15 protein-coding genes are annotated in these 17,104 nt (G+C 71.2%); 12 read left to right on the forward strand and 3 right to left on the reverse strand.

What is annotated here, in order from left to right; genetic code table 11:
* Position 1: 1 nt before the first annotated feature.
* Positions 2 to 1,375 (reverse strand): MATE family efflux transporter, encoded by a 1,374-nt coding sequence (locus BKD30_RS03700; RefSeq protein WP_408033351.1) that lies wholly within the window; start codon positions 1,373 to 1,375, stop codon positions 2 to 4.
* Positions 1,376 to 1,470: 95 nt separating this feature from the next.
* Here BKD30_RS03700 and BKD30_RS03705 point away from each other — a divergent pair, with 95 nt between their 5' ends.
* Together BKD30_RS03705 and BKD30_RS03710 are read left to right on the forward strand one after the other, a co-directional pair.
* Positions 1,471 to 2,559, forward strand: coding sequence for an alpha/beta fold hydrolase (locus tag BKD30_RS03705; protein WP_076702076.1), 1,089 nt, complete (start codon positions 1,471 to 1,473; stop codon positions 2,557 to 2,559).
* Positions 2,560 to 2,748: 189 nt separating this feature from the next.
* Positions 2,749 to 4,353 carry an ABC transporter substrate-binding protein gene (locus BKD30_RS03710; RefSeq protein ID WP_083955978.1) on the forward strand — a complete coding sequence of 535 codons (1,605 nt, stop codon included), beginning with the start codon at positions 2,749 to 2,751 and terminating at the stop codon, positions 4,351 to 4,353.
* Between the two features lie 130 nt (positions 4,354 to 4,483).
* Here the strand turns inward: BKD30_RS03710 and BKD30_RS03715 are convergent, their stop codons facing one another.
* Entirely contained in the window at positions 4,484 to 4,786 is a 303-nt protein-coding gene (locus BKD30_RS03715) for a hypothetical protein (RefSeq protein ID WP_076702079.1), read from the reverse strand.
* An 80-nt stretch (positions 4,787 to 4,866) separates the two neighbouring features.
* Between BKD30_RS03715 and BKD30_RS03720 the strand changes: the two genes are divergently transcribed.
* The 6 genes from BKD30_RS03720 to BKD30_RS03745 all read left to right on the forward strand — a co-directional run bounded on the left by BKD30_RS03720 (position 4,867) and on the right by BKD30_RS03745 (position 10,757).
* Positions 4,867 to 5,820 (forward strand): ABC transporter permease, encoded by a 954-nt coding sequence (locus BKD30_RS03720; protein ID WP_076702081.1) that lies wholly within the window; start codon positions 4,867 to 4,869, stop codon positions 5,818 to 5,820.
* Positions 5,821 to 5,864: 44 nt separating this feature from the next.
* Positions 5,865 to 6,782 (forward strand): ABC transporter permease, encoded by a 918-nt coding sequence (locus tag BKD30_RS03725; protein ID WP_235861401.1) that lies wholly within the window; start codon positions 5,865 to 5,867, stop codon positions 6,780 to 6,782.
* A gap of 188 nt (positions 6,783 to 6,970) precedes the next feature.
* The gene (locus BKD30_RS03730; RefSeq protein WP_076702084.1) at positions 6,971 to 7,420 is read left to right on the forward strand and encodes a DUF4282 domain-containing protein; all 450 of its coding nucleotides are present in this window, start codon (positions 6,971 to 6,973) and stop codon (positions 7,418 to 7,420) included.
* A 222-nt stretch (positions 7,421 to 7,642) separates the two neighbouring features.
* On the forward strand, positions 7,643 to 8,452 hold the full coding sequence (locus BKD30_RS03735; protein ID WP_076702088.1) for an ABC transporter ATP-binding protein: 810 nt from the start codon (positions 7,643 to 7,645) through the stop codon (positions 8,450 to 8,452).
* Positions 8,449 to 9,414 (forward strand): ATP-binding cassette domain-containing protein, encoded by a 966-nt coding sequence (locus BKD30_RS03740; protein WP_083955979.1) that lies wholly within the window; start codon positions 8,449 to 8,451, stop codon positions 9,412 to 9,414. Before BKD30_RS03735 ends, BKD30_RS03740 begins: the two co-directional genes overlap by 4 nt.
* A gap of 209 nt (positions 9,415 to 9,623) precedes the next feature.
* Entirely contained in the window at positions 9,624 to 10,757 is a 1,134-nt protein-coding gene (locus tag BKD30_RS03745) for an alcohol dehydrogenase catalytic domain-containing protein (protein ID WP_076702090.1), read from the forward strand.
* 92 nt (positions 10,758 to 10,849) lie between these two features.
* Here BKD30_RS03745 and BKD30_RS03750 read toward each other — a convergent pair whose 3' ends face one another.
* A complete protein-coding gene (locus tag BKD30_RS03750; protein ID WP_076702093.1) occupies positions 10,850 to 11,560 on the reverse strand; it encodes a FadR/GntR family transcriptional regulator in 711 nt (236 codons plus the stop codon).
* Positions 11,561 to 11,771: 211 nt separating this feature from the next.
* Here BKD30_RS03750 and BKD30_RS15765 point away from each other — a divergent pair, with 211 nt between their 5' ends.
* From BKD30_RS15765 to BKD30_RS03770, 4 genes are all read left to right on the forward strand, one after another.
* Positions 11,772 to 12,572 carry a (Fe-S)-binding protein gene (locus BKD30_RS15765; RefSeq protein WP_076702096.1) on the forward strand — a complete coding sequence of 267 codons (801 nt, stop codon included), beginning with the start codon at positions 11,772 to 11,774 and terminating at the stop codon, positions 12,570 to 12,572.
* On the forward strand, positions 12,569 to 14,104 hold the full coding sequence (locus BKD30_RS03760) for a lactate utilization protein B (RefSeq protein ID WP_076702098.1): 1,536 nt from the start codon (positions 12,569 to 12,571) through the stop codon (positions 14,102 to 14,104). The genes BKD30_RS15765 and BKD30_RS03760 overlap by 4 nt, the downstream gene beginning before the upstream one ends.
* The gene (locus BKD30_RS03765) at positions 14,101 to 14,784 is read left to right on the forward strand and encodes a LutC/YkgG family protein (RefSeq protein WP_076702101.1); all 684 of its coding nucleotides are present in this window, start codon (positions 14,101 to 14,103) and stop codon (positions 14,782 to 14,784) included. The genes BKD30_RS03760 and BKD30_RS03765 overlap by 4 nt, the downstream gene beginning before the upstream one ends.
* A gap of 148 nt (positions 14,785 to 14,932) precedes the next feature.
* A complete protein-coding gene (locus tag BKD30_RS03770) occupies positions 14,933 to 16,636 on the forward strand; it encodes an alpha/beta hydrolase domain-containing protein (protein WP_408033352.1) in 1,704 nt (567 codons plus the stop codon).
* Positions 16,637 to 17,104 lie beyond the last annotated feature (468 nt).

Genomic DNA, 17,104 nt, shown 5'->3' on the forward strand with positions numbered 1-17,104 from the left:
TCTAGTGGTCCGCCCCAGATGCCGCGCCGGTGACCAGCCACGCTCCCGACCGGGCGCGCAGACCGAGGGTCAGGGCACGGGACGCGAGGTAGCCGATCGCGAACGCGGCCCACAGCCAGGCCAGGGCCGCGACGCCCCGCGACCCGCCGAGGTGCACCCACACCAGCAGCGGCAAATAGGTGGCCAGGTTCACCAGCCCCGTCAGGGCGAGATAGCGGGCGTCGCCGGCCCCGATCAGAATGCCGTCCAGCACGAAGACCAACCCGCAGATCGGCTGGCCGACCGCGAGCACCAGCACGGCGACCGTGAAGGCGGCGCGCACGGCGGCGTCCCCGGTGAACAGGAACCCGAGCCACGGAGCGGCCACCGCCAGGGCGACACCGGTGACGACGCCGAAGCCGGTGCCCCAGGCGATCATCCGGCGAGTCAGGGCGCGGACCAGCGGCAGATCCCCAACGCCCAGTTCCTTGCCGATCAGCGCCTGCCCGGCGATGGCCAGGGCGTCCAGCACCATGGCCAGGGAGTTGAACATCGTCATCGTCAACTGATGCGCGGCCAGGTTGACCGCACCCTGAGCGGTCGCCACCAGCACAGTGGTGAGGATCGCGATCCGCAGGCTGAGCGTGCGCAGCATCAGCCACGAGCCGACCCGGGACGCGGCGATGATGCCGACGACGGACGGGCGCAGACTCAACTCCTCGGCCGCGAACGCCCGGCCGAGGATCACCAGGTAGACGACCGCCATCGTCCACTGAGCCAGGGAGGTGCCGACCGCGGCCCCGGTCACCGACCACCCGGCACCGTAGACCAGCAGCACGTTGAGCACGATGTTCAGGCCGAAGCCGCCGATGGCGACGACGAGGGGCGTGCGGGTGTCCTGCAGGCCCCGCAGCACCCCGGTGGCGGCGAGCACCAGCAGCATGGCGACGAGCCCGGGCATGCTGAAGCGCAGGAAATCAGAGGCGAAGCCGGCGACGGCGCCGTCCGCCCCCAGTGCGCGCACCACCGGGTCCGCGGTGATCCAACCGGCGACGGCGAGCACGACCCCGATGCCCCCGCCCAGCCACATGCCGTCGCGGCCCATCGCGAGCGCCGTGGCCCGGTCCCCCGCACCGAGCCGGCGGGCGACGGAGGCCGTCGTCGAGTAGGCGAGGAACACCATCAGCCCGACGGCGGTCTGCACGACCGTGGCGGCGAGGCCGACGCCGGCCAGCTGGTCCACGCCGAGGTGCCCGATGATCGCCGAGTCCGCGAGCAGGAACAGAGGTTCGGCCAGCAGCGCACCGAGGGCGGGTACCGCGAGCGCGAGGATCCGCCGGTCGATGCCGGCGCCGTCGGCGCTTCCGGCGTTGCGGCGCTCGCGTGTCGTCCCCACGCCTCGAGCCTAGACACCGCCCCCGACGAGACCGCACCGGTGACCGCGGGGTACGGCAGGATGGGGACCGAGAGCGCCGTCGTCGAGGGAGCAGCATGACCGATCCGCACCTGACCGAGCCGAGTGACGCCACGGACGAGGACGCCGGGGCCGGCCGACCCGCCGAGCCCGACGAGTTCTCGTTCCTGCCCGACGACGCCGACCGGGTGGGCATCGGCACGGCACTGCCCGCACACCGCCGGGTGAACATCACCCGGAAGGACGACGCCGTCGTCTCCGCCATCGAATGGGGATCGCACCCGCCCCAGGTGACGCTGCTGCACGGTGCGGGACTGAACGCGCACACCTGGGACCCCACCGTGCTGTGCCTGAACGTCGGCGCCCTCGCCGTCGACCTGCCCGGGCACGGCGATTCGACCTGGCGCGAGGACGCCGACTACGGACCGGGCCGCAACGCCGAGGCCGTGGCGGAGCTGCTGGCCGGGCTCGATGCCGGCCCGCAGGTGGTCGTGGGGCAGTCGCTCGGCGGTCTGACCGGCATCGTGCTGGCCGCCACCCACCCGGAACTGGTCTCCCACCTGATCCTCGTGGACATCGTCCCGACGGTGCCGCCGGGTGAGAGCGACGACGCCGACGAGGGGGCGGGGGACACGGGCGGCCCTGGGCCGGTCGGGCCGGGTGGGCCGGTCGGGCCGGGCAGAGACCCGGGCGCCGCCGAGCCGGCGGCCACCCCGGGCAAGCCGACGCTCGCCCAGATCCGGGAGTTCATGACCGGTCAGCGGCAGTACGAGAACCGGGAGCAGATCGTCGACCGGGCCCTGGCCTTCGGCTACGGCCCGGATCGCGGCGCGCTGACCCGCGGCGTCACCCTGAACACCCGGCGTCGGGACGACGGGCGCTACGAGTTCAAGCACCACCTCGCCCACCTGGACCCGGAGACGGCGCTGGCGGCCGGGCGGGACAGCTCCGCGCTGTGGTCCCCCCTGGCCGCCCTGACCATTCCCGTCCTGCTGATCCGCGGACGGCAGGGTGTCGTCGACAACGCGCAGATCGGCGCGTTCCGGCGCCGCGTCCCCGGTGGCGACGTCGTCGAGCTCGATTCCGGGCACAACGTCCAGGAGGACTCCCCGGCCGCACTCGCCGACATCGTCCGCGCCTTCGGTGAGCGGCCGTCGCCGGTCTGACGGGTGCCCGGACCGGCGGCGGCGGCCCCGGGCGCCGCGTGTCCGGAGTCCCGCCCGGCGCCCGGCGTCGGGCATCCGCGGGCGGTGTGATCAACCGCTCAGCCGACGGTCCGCCGGGAGGTCTAGAATTCTTCGCTTGACGGGTCAAGCGTTCCCGGCTGCCCGCTGCCGCAACGATGAGGACACTCCATGTCTGACGACCACACGCCCAGCCCCGGCAGGCCGTCCCCCGGCTCCACGTCCCGCGTGGGTTTCGAGCGCCGCCGTCGGCGCGGCCCCGCGCTGCCGATCATCGTCGGCGTCGTCGTGCTCGCGCTGATCGCCGGGGTGATCGCCGTGGTCGCCAACCTGAACGGGCGTCCGACGGCGTCGCCGTCCGGATCCGCCGGCGCGGTGGACACCGGCGCCACCCTGCGGCTGGGGCTGCGGCTGGAGCCGACCAACCTGAACATCCGCAAGACCGCGGGCGTCGCGCTCGAGCAGGCCCTCATCGACAACGTCTACCAGGGTCTCGTCTCCCGCACCGCCGACGGGCAGTATCGGGACGTCCTCGCGTCCCGGCACGAGGTGTCGGCCGACGGGCTGACGTACACGTTCGTCCTCCGGGACGGCGTGACCTTCCACAACGGGGCCGCCCTCACCCCGCAGGACGTCGTCGCCTCCCTCACCCAGGTGAAGAACGACGCGAGCCTGGCGAACCACGCCGACCTCGCCGCGGTGCGGTCCATCACCGCCGACGGTCCCACCATCCGGCTCACCCTCGCCCGCCCGGACTCGAACCTCATGTTCGCCCTCGCCGGACGGGCCGGGCTGGTCCTGAAGCAGGGTGCCGGAAACGACCTCGCAACGACGGCGAACGGGACCGGGCCGTTCCGGGTCGCGTCCTGGAAGCAGGGCTCGACGTTGTCCCTGAAGCGCTTCGACGGCTACTGGGGCGAGAAGGCCAGGCTGGCCGGCGTCGACTTCACCTACCTCCCCCAGGCCTCGTCCGCCAACAACGCGGTGCTCTCCGGCTCCGTGGACGTGCAGACCGCCCTCGACCCGACCCTGCTCGACCAGGTACGCGGCGTCCGCGGCTACACGATCGCCGAGGGCCGCACCAATGACGAGTACACGCTCGCCTACAACAGCGGCAGGGCTCCCCTGAACAAGCTCCAGGTGCGCCAGGCGCTCAGCCAGGCCATCGACACCGACGCGATCCTCCGCGCCATCAACGGCGGTGGCACCAAGCTCGGCGGCCCGATCCCCGAACTGGACCCCGGCTACGAGGATCTGACCGCGATCAACGCCTACAACCCGGACAACGCGAAGAAGCTGCTCGCGGCCGCCGGTGCGTCGACGTTGACGCTGACGTTGACCATTCCCAGCGTGTACGGCACCACCGTCTCGGACCTGCTGGTCTCCCAGTTCGCCGCCGTCGGCGTCACCCTCAAGGTGCGCCAGGTCGAGTTCCCGACCTGGCTGACGGACGTGTACACGAACAAGAACTACGATCTGAGCTTCGTCAACCACGCCGAGGCGCGGGATTTCGGCAACTACGCCAACCCGGACTACTACTTCAACTACCGCAACCCGAAGGTCACGCAGCTCTACCAGCAGGCGCAGCGGGCGACCTCCGAGGCAGAGGCCGGCGCCGACCTGAAGCAGGCAGCTCGGCTGGTGGCCGAGGACGCGCCCGCCAAGTGGGTCTACAGTGGCAAGGCGCTGACGGCGATCTCGGACCGGGTGCACGGCTTCCCCACGGACGCCACGACGTCACGCCTGGACCTGGCCGAAGTGTCCATCACCCGTTAGGGCGGTCCCGCTCACACTCCGGCTCGAACATCGGCACCACTGTTCGGGCCGGGGCGCCCCCAACCGAACAAGGACGGCATTGTTCGGGCTCCACTGCGAGCGCGGCCGACGCCGGGACGGCCCGAAGCCGTCAGGTCGGGTGCGCCGCTCCTTCCTCCGGGTCGGCGACGTCGTCGTCGTGGCCCGTGCCCATCACGATGGCGCCCGTGTCCGACCGTTCCACGCCGTCGGGCGCCTCCCAGCTCAGGGCGATCTCCACGCCCTCGTCGGTGGGGCTGACCCGCAGCACGAGATCCTCCCCGAACAGGCGCTCGTGGCTGTCGTCGGCCAGGGCCTGAGTGGACAGGTCGGACATGGCCCACGCCATCGCGCGGCCCCAGTCCTGCGGATTGCGGCTGTTCGCCTCGGCGGTCGCTCGATACTGCTTTCCCATGTCTCCATGATGACGGTCCCGTGTGGGCAGCACCACCGTCCCGCGCCCTGCGCGACCCCGGACCTGCCAGACTGGAGCCCGTGTTCCGGTTCCTCCTCACCCGCTTCGGGCTGCTGCTGGTCGCCCTCGAGGTGACGAGCGTGCTGATCTTCCTGACGCTGCGGGTGCTGCCGGGTGACGTCGCGCAGGTGATCGGGGGGACGACGGCGACCCCGGAGCAGCTGGCCGCCATCCGCGCCGGTCTGGGTCTGGACGACCCGCTCGTTCTGCAGTACCTGCACTGGATCGGCGGCGTGCTGCGCCTCGATCTGGGCACCTCGTTGCTCACCGGCGTGCCCGTCGCGGACGAACTCGTGCAGAAGATGCAGGTGACCGTGCCGCTGGCGCTGCTCAGCCTGGCCATCGCGCTGCTCGTCGCCCTGCCGCTCGGTGTGATCGCGGCCGTGCGACGGCACCACCCGGACGGCGGCGTCCTCGGCGTTCTCGGGCAGCTGTTCGCCGCCGTGCCCGCCGTCTGGGCCGGCATGATGTTCATCGCCGTCTTCGCCCTCGGTCTCGGGCTGTTCCCGGCGCAGGGTTTCCCGCTGGACGGCTGGGCCCGGCCGTGGCGCGCCTTCCACTCGCTGATGCTGCCGGCGCTGACCATCGGCGTCGTGGAGGGTGCCGTGCTGCTGCGTTTCGTCCGCTCCGCGACGCTCACCGCCCTCGGGCAGGATCACGTCCGGACCGCCGCCGCCAAGGGCATGACCCGCACCCGGGCGCTGGTCACGCACGGGTTGCCCAGTGTCGGGCTGTCCATCGTCTCGGTGCTGGGACTGCAGGTCGCCGGTCTGATCGTCGGTGCCGTCGTGATCGAGCAGCTGTTCGCGCTGCCCGGCCTGGGCAGGATGCTGGTGTCCGACGTCGGCAACCGGGATCTGCCGAAGGTGCAGTCCACCATCCTCGTCCTGACCGCCCTGGTGCTCGTCGTCGGGACCGTGGTCGACGTCGTGCACCGGCTGATCGACCCGCGGCAACGGGAGATCGGCTCGTGAACGCCCGGCGGCCGACGGGGCGGGAACCAGGAGCCCCGACTCGAGTGGCCCGGGCGCGAGGGACGCAGCGCGGTCGCCGCCCGGGCACCGCCCACCGGCTGCTGCACCGGCCGATCGGCCTCGCCGCCCTCACCGTGCTCACCCTCGTCGTCCTCGCCGCCCTCGTCTCACTGGTCTGGACGCCGTACGATCCGATGGCGGCCTCGCCGCGGTTGTGGGACGCCCCGGGCCCGGACCACTGGTTCGGCACGGACCAGATCGGCCGCGACATCTTCTCCCGGGTGCTGGTCGGATCCCGGGTCGCCGTGCAGGTCGCGGTGCTCTCCGCGCTGCTGGCCGCCGTCGTCGGGCTCGTCTTCGGCGCCCTGAGCACGCTGACCACCCGTTGGGTACGCGAACCGGTGGCCGTCGTCGTGGACGTGCTGATCGCGTTCCCGACCCTGCTGATCGCCATGATGCTCGCCGCCACGTTCGGCGGTTCCCTGACCGTCGTCGTGGTCGCCGTCGGGATCGGGTACGGTGTCGGCGCCTCCCGGGTGCTCCGTAGCGAGTTCCGGGTCGTCGCCGGCGCCGACTACGTCCTCGCCGCCGAGGCCGCCGGGCTGACGCGTACCCGGATCCTCGCCCGCCACATCCTGCCCAACATCGCGCCCGCCTTCATCGTGCAGCTGTCCCTGACCATGGCCCTGTCGCAGCTGGCCGAGGCGGGACTGTCCTATCTCGGCTATGGGGCGCCGACGTCGGTGGTCAGCTGGGGCCGGATGCTCGCCGAGATGCAGGACCACGTCACCACGCGTCCGTTGGCCGCGTTCTGGCCCGGCGCGGCGATCGCGGTCACGGTGCTCGCCCTCAATCTGCTCGGAGACGCGTTGCGCGAGGCGACCGACCCGACGCTGGGCACATCCCGGTCGTCCCGGCGGCGTGGCTCCGAGTCCGCCGGCTCGTTGGGTCTGGGCGCGTGATCCGGGTGGCCCTCGTCTTCTCGGGGCCCTCCCCCGCCCACGCTTCCCCGCTCCCACCGCGGCGACTGGTCAATCGATGCGCGTTCTGCGGCGACATCTCGGGCGAAACCGGCGTCAATTGACCAGTCATCCGGTGGGGCCCGTGATTGACTGACGGCGTCACACGTCATCGATCCGGGGGAACCATCATGAAAGCGCTCTTCGACCTCTCGTTCACGCGTTTCATCTCGCCGGCGATCGTCAAGATCGTCTACGTGCTCATCATGGTGGCGCTGGCCATCTTCTTCCTGGCCTTCCTGATCGCCGGATTCGCTTCGCGCAACCCCGTCGCCGGCCTCTTCGCGCTGATCTTCGGCGCCGTCATCGTCCTGCTGTACCTCGTGCTCGCACGCGTGGGCCTGGAGGCGCTGCTCGCGACGATCCGGACCGCCGAGAACACCACGGAGATCGTGGCCATGATGCGGCAGGGCGCGCAGCCGCCGACGGCGGGCCGCGGCTTCGGCTCCGCGGGTCCGACGCCCCCGTACCCCGGCCAGGCCCCGGGCGCTCCCACCGGGACGTACCCCACCCAGCCCTGGGGCACCGGTGAGCACGACGCGGGCGGCAGTTCGTCGTGGGGTGACCCGCACCGCCCCTGAGCGAGTTGCCGCGGTGGGGCCCGGGCCGTTGCGTGCCGGGCGCGGGCGGGGGCCGTGGTGGGCACCGGCCCGCACCGAACCCGCCGGGCGCGGGCGGGGGCCAAGTGGGGCAGCGGCGAGCGAATCCGCACCCGTTCCGTGCCGTTGCGTGTCGGGCTCCACACCCGTTCCCTGCCGGGTGATGCCGCACGGTAGGTTGGCATCCGTGCAGAGGCCGACCTCGTGGCGCTGACCGTCACGGATCTGACCGTGACGATCGGCGACCGCGCCGTGGTGGACACGGTCACGTTCGCCGTGCCCGACGGCGGCCGGTTCGGCATCATCGGCGAGTCCGGTTCCGGCAAGACTCTGACCGCGCTCGCCGTCACCGGGCTGCTGCCGGCATCGGCGAGCGTCACCGGCTCGGTCGACCTGGACGGGCGGGAGTTGCTCGGCGCGAGCGAACGCGAACTCGCCCGGATCCGCGGCGACGCGATCGGTATGGTCTTCCAGGAGCCGCGCACCGCGCTGAACCCGCTGCGCCGCGTCGGCCGACAGATGTCCGAGCCCCTTCGCCTGCACTACCGGCTCTCCCGTGGCCAGGCCCGGCAGGCCGCCGTCGACCTCGCCGCCCGGGTGGGGCTGCCCGAACCGGACCGGATCGTCGACCGGTATCCGCACGAACTCTCCGGCGGACAGCGGCAGCGGGTGGGCATCGCGATCGCGGTCGCCTGCAACCCGGGGCTGCTGATCGCCGACGAGCCGACGACGGCGCTGGACGTGACCGTGCAGGCCGCCATCCTCGACCTGTTCGACCGGCTCGTCGCCGAGCAGTCCTCCAGCCTGGTCTTCATCACCCACAACCTGGCCGTCCTCGCCCGGGTCTGCACCGACGTCGTCGTCATGGCCGGCGGCCGGGTCATCGAGTCCGGCCCGACGACGCGTGTGGTCAACGCGCCAGAGCATCCGGTCACGCGGGGCCTGGTCGCCGCGGCACGGGCGACGGGCCTGGCTCCCGGTGGGGCCGGTACCGGCACGGTGGTGGGCCGATGAGTACGGCCTTCCCGCCGGGCAGCGGTCACGACGACGGGTCCACCGGCGGCGGTCCCGAGGTTCGTGGGGACGGCGTGCTCGGCCCGGTCGATGCGGGCAACCCGGTCGGCCCGGATGATGGTGCGAGCGGTGGCGCGCCGACCGCGCCCGACGCGTTCATCGGTGACTCCTATCTCAGCGCCCGTGGCCTGGGTCGGGACCACGCGCTGCGCCGGGAGCGGCTGACCGGTCCGCGGCCCGTGCGCTCCGCCCTGCACACCGTCGATCTCGACCTGGCCGAGGGGGCCTCGCTCGGAGTGATCGGCGAGTCCGGGTCCGGCAAGACCACCCTCGTCCGGCTGCTGCTGGGACTCGACACCCCGACGCGCGGCGCCGTCACCGTGGACGGCCGCCCGGTCGTCCGCCGTCGGACAGGGGGTCGCGGCACGGATCTGCGGTGGCTGCGTCGGCAGACCGGCATCGTCTTCCAGGATCCGTACGCGTCCCTGGATCCGCGGATGGACGTCGGGACGATCGTGGCCGAGCCGCTGCACGCCCTGGGCCTGGCCGGTACGCCGGATGAGACCGACGACGTCGTCGCCCGGGTGCTCACCGCCGTCGGGCTCGAGCCGGCGATGGTGGACCGCTACCCGCACGAGTTCTCCGGCGGCCAGCGGCAGCGCATCGCCCTGGCCCGCGCGCTGGTGCACCGGCCGCGGCTGCTGGTCGGCGACGAGCCGCTCAGCGCGCTGGACGTCACGGTCCGCGCGCAGATCCTCGACCTGCTGCGGGGGCTGCGCGCCGACCTCGGGCTCACCCTCATCCTGGTCTCCCATGACATCGGCGTCGTCGCCCATCTGTGCGACCAGGTGCTCGTGCTCAAGGACGGCCGCACGGTGGAGTCCGGGGCCACTGCCGACGTGCTGGCGCACCCGCGGGCCGACTACACCCGGTCGCTGCTCGCCGCCGTCCCCCGGCTGTAGCTCCGCACGCACCATTGCGGCGATCACGCCCCGGCGGCTCCCCCGCGTTGACTATTGAATTTCGGGGCTGTGACCGCCCTGGGAAGCCCCGAAATTCAATAGTCAACGACGGGACGGGGACCGAGCGGCGCCGAGGGGCCGGTGCGGGCTGCGGCAGTCACCCGCCGCCACGGCGCCCGCCGACGCGGGGTAGACCCTAGGGTGGCAGCATGCGCATCACCGGAGCCGTGCTCGAGTCCACCGGCAGCGAACGACCCTTCGCGTCGAGCCGGCCGCTGACCATCGGCGAACTGGAGCTGGACCCGCCCGGCGATCACGAGGTGCTGATCCGGATCGAGGCCGCCGGGGTGTGCCACTCGGATCTGTCCGTCGTCGACGGCAACCGCGTCCGCCCGACGCCGATGCTGCTCGGACACGAGGCCGCGGGCATCGTCGAGCAGGTCGGCGACGACGTCACGGATCTGGACGTCGGCCAGCGGGTCGTCACCGTGTTCCTGCCCCGCTGTGAACGGTGTGCCGCTTGCCGGACCGGGGGACGACTGCCCTGCACCGCCGGATCCGCCGCGAACGAGGCCGGACAGCTGCTCGGCGGCGGACGTCGGCTGCACCGCGACCGGGCCCCGGTGCACCACCATCTCGGCGTCTCCGGGTTCGCGACCCACGCCGTCTTGCACCGTGCCTCCGTCGTCCCGGTCGACGACGACGTCCCGCCCGAGGTCGCCGCCGTGCTCGGTTGCGCGGTGCTGACGGGCGGTGGCGCGGTGCTGAACGCGGGCCGGCCCGGGCCGGACGACGACGTCGTGGTCGTCGGGCTCGGCGGGGTGGGCATGGCCGCGTTGCTGGTGGCGCTGTCCATTACCTCGACCGGCTCGGGCACCGTGATCGGCGTCGACGCGAACCCCGGAAAGCTGAGCCGGGCCCGGGAGCTCGGCGCGGGCGCGGCGTGGAGCCCGGACGAGGTCACCGGCCGCGGCATCGCGGCGCCCATCGTGATCGAGGCCGCCGGGCATCCGCGGGCCTTCGAGACCGCGTTGAGCGCGACCGCCGTCGGCGGCACCCTGGTGACGGTGGGTCTGCCCTCACCTGACGCGCGGGCCAGCATCGCTCCGCTCGGGATCACGGCCGGCGCCCGGACGATCATCGGCTCCTACCTCGGCTCCGCCGTCCCCGCCCGCGACATCCCCGCGTACACCGCCATGTGGCGGGAGGGCCGGCTTCCGGTCGAGGAACTGGTGTCCTCCACGATCGCCCTGGGGGATCTGAACGCGGCGATGGACGAGTTGGCCGACGGCCGCGCGGTGCGCCAGATCATCCGGTTCGACGCCCCACCTCCCGTGACTTAGCGGCCTCCGCCCGAATGCCGTGCTCAGAAAGCCCCGCGTTCGGGCGGGAGCCGCTAACTCACCGGCTTGCGACGGCGACGTCGAAAGAGCGGTCAGTGGATGGCCCGCTCGACGAACCAGGCGATGTGCGACCGTGCCCGCTCCTCTGCGGCGTCCCCGTCGCCGTCGAGCACGGCGCCGAGGATCCCCCGGTGCTGTGCCCGCAGTTCCGCGGCCACCTCGGTCCAGTCCGCCAGATCGGTGAAGGCGTCGATCACGTACCCGCGGATGGTCTCGCGCATCGAGTCCATCATGGTGCTGATCACCACGCTGCCGGCGAGCGCGGACACGGCGAGGTGGAACTGCGAGTCGAGGATGTGGAACCGCACCCGGTCGACGTCGTCGCCGTCCATGTCCGCCAGCAGCGCCGATGCCTCCGCCAACTCCGGGAAGTCGGTGCCGTGCGCGGCGACCCGCTCCGCCGCCGCCCGCGCGGCCCAGCCCTCCAGCAGCATCCGCGTCCGGACGATGTCGTCCAGCGGAAGGTTCCGCGCCGCCATGTGCAGGCGCATGGCCCGCGCCATCCCGGTCGCGGGTTCCGAGATGAGGGTCGAACCGGAGGCCGGCCCGGAACCCACGGCGGACTTGAGCAGGCCGATCGTGTCGAGCACGCGCAGGGCCTCGCGGACGGACGCCCGGGAGATACCGTACTTGGTGGCCAGCGCCCGCTCCCCGGGCAACCGGTCGCCCGGAGCCAGCTCGCCGCGCCGGAGCTCGGCCTCGACGCCGTCGAGCACCACCTGGTACGAACGATCCGACGGCACGAGGACCCCTTCCGGTCAGTGAACTGACCTCATTCAAGCACCCCACCGAAGGCCGGCGGCTCGGGCCAGCACCCATCCCGGCACCGGCGTCGACGGCAGGAACGCCAGGACGCACAGTACGAGCCACATCGCGTGCGTTGCCGTGTAAGCTGCATCACCTACGATGGTCTGACCACACGGGGAACGACCCGCGTCGCCGCCAGGAGGCCGCATGAGAATCGCCCTGTTCGCCACGTGCATCGTGGACGCGATGTACCCCCAGGTCGCCGTGGCCACGGTCACAATCCTGGAACGGCTCGGCCACGAGGTCGTCTTCCCCGCCGGCCAGGCGTGCTGCGGGCAGATGCACGTCAATTCCGGCTATCTGGACGCGTCCGTGCCGGTGATCCGCAACCACGTGCGCGCGTTCGAGGCGGAGGAGTACGACGTCGCCGTCGCGCCGTCCGGTTCCTGCGTCGCCTCCGTCAAGCACCAGCACGCGATGGTCGCCCACCGGGTCGGTGACGAGGACCTCGCCGGCCGGGCCGATGCGATCGGTGCTCGCACGTACGAGCTGACCTCCCTGCTCACGGACGTGCTCGGGGTGACCGACGCCGGCGCGCAGCTGGGCTCGTGGTTCCCGCATGCGGTCACGTACCATCCGTCGTGTCACGGCCTGCGGCTGCTGCGGCTCGGCGACCGGCCGCTGAGCCTGCTGCGCACCGTGGAGGGCATCGACCTGCGGGAACTGCCCCAGGCGGAGGAGTGCTGCGGTTTCGGCGGCACGTTCTCGGTCAAGAACCCCGAGGTCTCCTCCGCGATGCTGGTGGACAAGGTGAACAACGTCATCGCCACCGGCGCGTCCCTGTGCACGGGCGGCGACGCCTCGTGCCTGATGCACCTGGGCGGTGGCATGTCCCGGGAGAGCACCGGCCTCGGCACCGTGCATCTGGCCCAGATCCTGGCGAGCACCCGGGACGACCCGCTGGAGTACACCGGCACGGCCCAACTGGCAGGAGGAAGCCTCCGATGAGCACCGATCTCGGCATGCCGCAGGTCCGGCCCGCGCACGGCGTCGGCAACATCGTCGAACGCGAGCCGTTCCCCGACGTCGCGCGGCGGGAGCTGTCCAACACGCAGCTGCGGGCGAACCTGGGCCGGGCGACGTCGACCATCCGGGCCAAGCGTGCCCGCGTCGTCGGCGAACTGGACGACTGGGAGGACCTGCGCGACGCCGGCTCGGCGATCAAGACCCGGGTGATGGCGGACCTACCCGCCTTGCTCGAGCAGTTCGAGGCGAACGTGACCGCGCGCGGCGGCGTCGTGCACTGGGCCCGGGACGCCGACGAGGCCAACCGGCTCGTGGCCGACCTGGTCCGGGAGGCGGAACCCGCGGGTCCGGACGGCCGGCGCGAGGTGGTCAAGGTCAAGTCCATGGCCACCCAGGAGATGGGCCTGAACGAGTACCTCGCCGACGTGGGCATCGACGCGTACGAGACCGATCTCGCCGAGTTGATCGTGCAGCTGGGGCACGACATGCCCAGCCACATCCTCGTCCCGGCGATCCACCGGAACCGCGCGCAGATCCGGGACATCTTCTTGACGGAGATGCCGGACGTCGATCCCGCCCTCTCCGACGAGCCGCGGCTGCTCGCGATGGCCGCCCGCAAGCACCTGCGCGCCCAGTTCCTGCGCGCGAAGGTCGCCATCTCGGGGGCCAACTTCGGCATCGCGGAGACCGGGACGCTGACCGTGGTGGAGTCCGAGGGCAACGGGCGGATGTGCCTGACGATGCCCGAGACCCTGATCACCGTGATGGGCATCGAGAAACTGCTGCCCAGCTACCGGGATCTGGAGGTGTTCCTGCAGCTGCTGCCGCGCTCCTCCACGGGCGAGCGGATGAACCCGTACACCTCGATGTGGACGGGGGTCACGCCCGGTGACGGCCCGCAGAACGTCCACGTCGTGCTGCTGGACAACGGGCGGACGGCGGCGCTGGCGGACGAGCACGGCCGGGCGGCGCTGAATTGCATCCGCTGCTCCGCGTGCCTGAACGTGTGCCCCGTCTACTCGCGGGCGGGCGGGCACGCGTACGGGTCGACGTATCCCGGGCCGATCGGGGCGATCCTCTCCCCGCTGCTGACCGGCGTCGAGGCCGGCGAGAACGGGTCCCTGCCGTACGCGTCGTCCCTGTGCGGCGCGTGCTACGACGTCTGCCCGGTGAAGATCAACATCCCGGAGATCCTGGTGCACCTGCGCGGTGAGGACGTCACGGCCCGCAAGAAGGCCGGGAAGCTGACCGGTCAGCTCGACGCCGCCCTCAAGGGTGCGCAGTGGATGATGGCCGACGGACGGCGGATGGCCGCCCTCGAACGGGCCCTGCCGCTCGGCACCCTGTTCGCGGGCCGCGACCACAAGTTCTCCCGGCTCCCGGGCGTCGCCGGCAAGTGGACCTCCAGCCGGGACGTCCCAGCCCCCCCGGCCGAGTCGTTCCACACCATCTGGCGCAAGCGGCAGAGGAGCGCCGGTGGTTCCGGCAGCGCCGGTCGTGAGGAGCAATCGTGAACGGGGAGACGACGAGCGCAGCGTGGACGACGGGAACGACGGCGCTCAGCGCGAAGGAGGAGATCCTCGCCCGCGTACGCGGTGCCATTGGGGGAAACGCCGCGTCCGCGCCCCGGGTGCCGCGCGCGTACCGGCGTGAGTCGGACCTGAGCACCGAGGAGCGGATCGAGCTGCTCGTGGACCGGCTCGTCGACTACCGGGCCGACGTCGAGGTCATCGACGCCGCCGACCTGGCCGACGCCGTCGCCCGTCGGCTGGGGGACGCGCCGTCGTACGTGGTACCGCCCGCGCTCGACGAGGCCACCCATCCGTTGGCCGAGATCCCGACGGCGGCGCGCCGGCTGGTGGACTCCCCCGAGTCGCCGCTGGAGGTCGGCATCCTCGACCAGGCGGGCGCCGTCGTCACCAGCAGCGCCGTCTCGGTGGCGCAGACCGGCACGATCTTCCTCGACGGATCCCCCGACCAGGGCCGCCGGGCGATCACGCTGGTACCGGATCACCACATCTGCATCGTGCCGGTCGCATCGATCGTGGCGCTCGTCCCGGAGGCACTCGAACGGCTGACGCCGACGCGGCCGACGACGATGATCTCCGGACCGTCCGCGACCAGCGACATCGAGCTGGAGCGGGTCGAGGGCGTGCACGGACCGCGGCACCTGGACGTGCTCATCGTCCGGTGAGGCGGGGGCTCCTGCGGTCGCGTCTTCTTGCACGCCCACCGCGGACACCGAACCCTTGCTCGATCAGGATTCTGCTCCTAACCTGAGCACAACCTGGACGTGTACCCACTTCGGGTGATCCCCAGGGCGGCGCCACCGGGGAGGAACCATGGCATACCGTACTGCCACATCAACGCGAACCGCCGATTCCGGTCATCGATTCCGGCGGAGATTCGGCACTGCTCTCGCGTCCGGGATTGCGGCCCTGTCGTTGGCCGTGGCACCCGCCCTCGCGCAACCCGCGTCCGATGTCCCGGCCACCCTGGCGTCGGCGAACATCTCACCGCAGGCAAACGACCAGGATTCTCCCGCCATCCCGGGCGCCGGGGTGCCGGCTCCAGTGGCATCTGCCGCGAAGAGGCCTGCAGGTGCGCCGGTGACGTCGTCGCGGATCACCGACCCTATCAGGGTGACCACGACGTCCTATCCGTTCGGAGCGGCGAACCATACCCGGATCCCCGAGAATCTGGCCGCCATCGGCTACGTCGAGGAGGAGTACTTCGTCAGCGGGTTGGCCAACGTGTACACGTGGCCCGCGCCGGGTCCCGCCGTGGTCCGCACCGCCAACGCGCCCTACACCACGCGCATCCTGGTCCGCCGACCCGCAAAGGCCGCCAGCTTCAGCGGCAACGTCGTCGTCGAACCACTGAACCCCTCGAACCTGTTCGATCTGAACCTGGGGTGGGGCCTCATGCACGACCAGCTGACCCGCAACGGGGACGCGTGGGTGGGCGTCACCGTGAAACCGGTGTCCATTCAGACCCTCAAGACCTTCAACCCGGTCCGGTACAAGCCGCTGGCGATGAGCAATCCCCTGTCGCTGGACGATCCGAACAACTGCGCGACCGTGCCGTCGGACAGCTCTCGGTCCACGGAGAACGGGTTGGCCTGGGATATCTACAGCCAGGTCGGGCAACTGCTGCGCACCCCCTCGGCGAAGAGCCCCGTCCACTATGGCGGCAGGGACCCTCGGCAGCCGCTGAAGTTGTACGGCTTCGGGTATTCGCAAACCGGTGGATACATGTACGACTACATCAACGCGGTGGCCCCGCGCGTGGTCCAGCAGACCGGCCGCTCTATCTACGACGCGTACATCGTTGCGGTCGCCGGTGGTGCGTTCGCCGGCATCTATCCCATCAACCAGTGCGAAGCCGTTCCTCCCCTCGACGACCCCCGCCGGCAGTTCTCGAACGTCGGCGTCCCGATCATCCATGTGATGTCCCAGTCGGACTACCTGCGCGGTATCACCGCGCGCAGACCCGACAGCGACGTTCCCACCGATGCCTACCGACAGTACGAGATGGCCGGCGCCGGGCATGCCACCCCGACGGAGTTGAATTACGCCGCCGCCCCGGCCGACATCGAGAAGGGTGGCCGTGCGGTGCCGCCCATGGACTGCAACGAAGGTCCACGCAGCCGCTTTCCCAGCCAGATCTTCTTCGACGCCATGCTCCAGAACCTGGATGAGTGGGTGCGTCGAGGAATCGCCCCTCCGTATGGATCACCCATCGTGGTGCAGAACGGCGCGCCCGTCCTGGACCGATGGGGCAACGTCGTCGGGGGGTTGCGGTCCCCCTACCTCGACGTGCCCACGTCCACGTGGTACGGCAGCTCGACCGGGCCCTCGTTCTGTGCGATCGCGGGTCACGAAGTGCCCTTCAGCCAGGCCCTCCTGCGGCAGATCTACCCGTCCCACGGTGCTTACGTGCGGGCCGTCACGAAGAACACCAACGCTCTCGTGAAGCAGCGCTTCATCACCCGGTACGACGGAGAAAGACTCATTCGCGAGGCTGCTGCGGCGAACGTGCCATGACCACTCCACACTCGCTCGCCGAGAATCGAATTTCTGAGGTTCGTGGGCCGGTTTGACCCCAGAGATCGAATTCTCGACGGCGATGATTTCCAGCGCTGTGTACAGGGCCCAATTTGTTCTCGACCGCGCGAACGTAAGCGAGCGGCTCGTGGTGGAGCCGGCTATGCCGATGGGACAGCGGCAACGACGTCGATTTCGACGAGGATGTCGGCCAGTTGCGATCCAACCTGACTTGATGCACGGTGGTGTGGCTCTGCGGCGGCCGGGTTCGTGACCTGCGGCTTTATCGTGCGTGGGGGGCGTTTCGGGATACTAGCCTTGAGGTGAGGGATTGATTCCGGACCACGAACCCCAAGGTAGGATTTCTTGGGAGATGGGAAGGGAATTGATGGCTCCGAGGAAGTTCAGTGAGGAGTTCAAGGTCGAGGCCGTTCGTGCGGTCATCGAGTCCTCGCGCACGATCGCCGA

The organism is Tersicoccus phoenicis (assembly GCF_001968835.1).
GTDB lineage: Bacteria > Actinomycetota > Actinomycetes > Actinomycetales > Micrococcaceae > Tersicoccus > Tersicoccus phoenicis.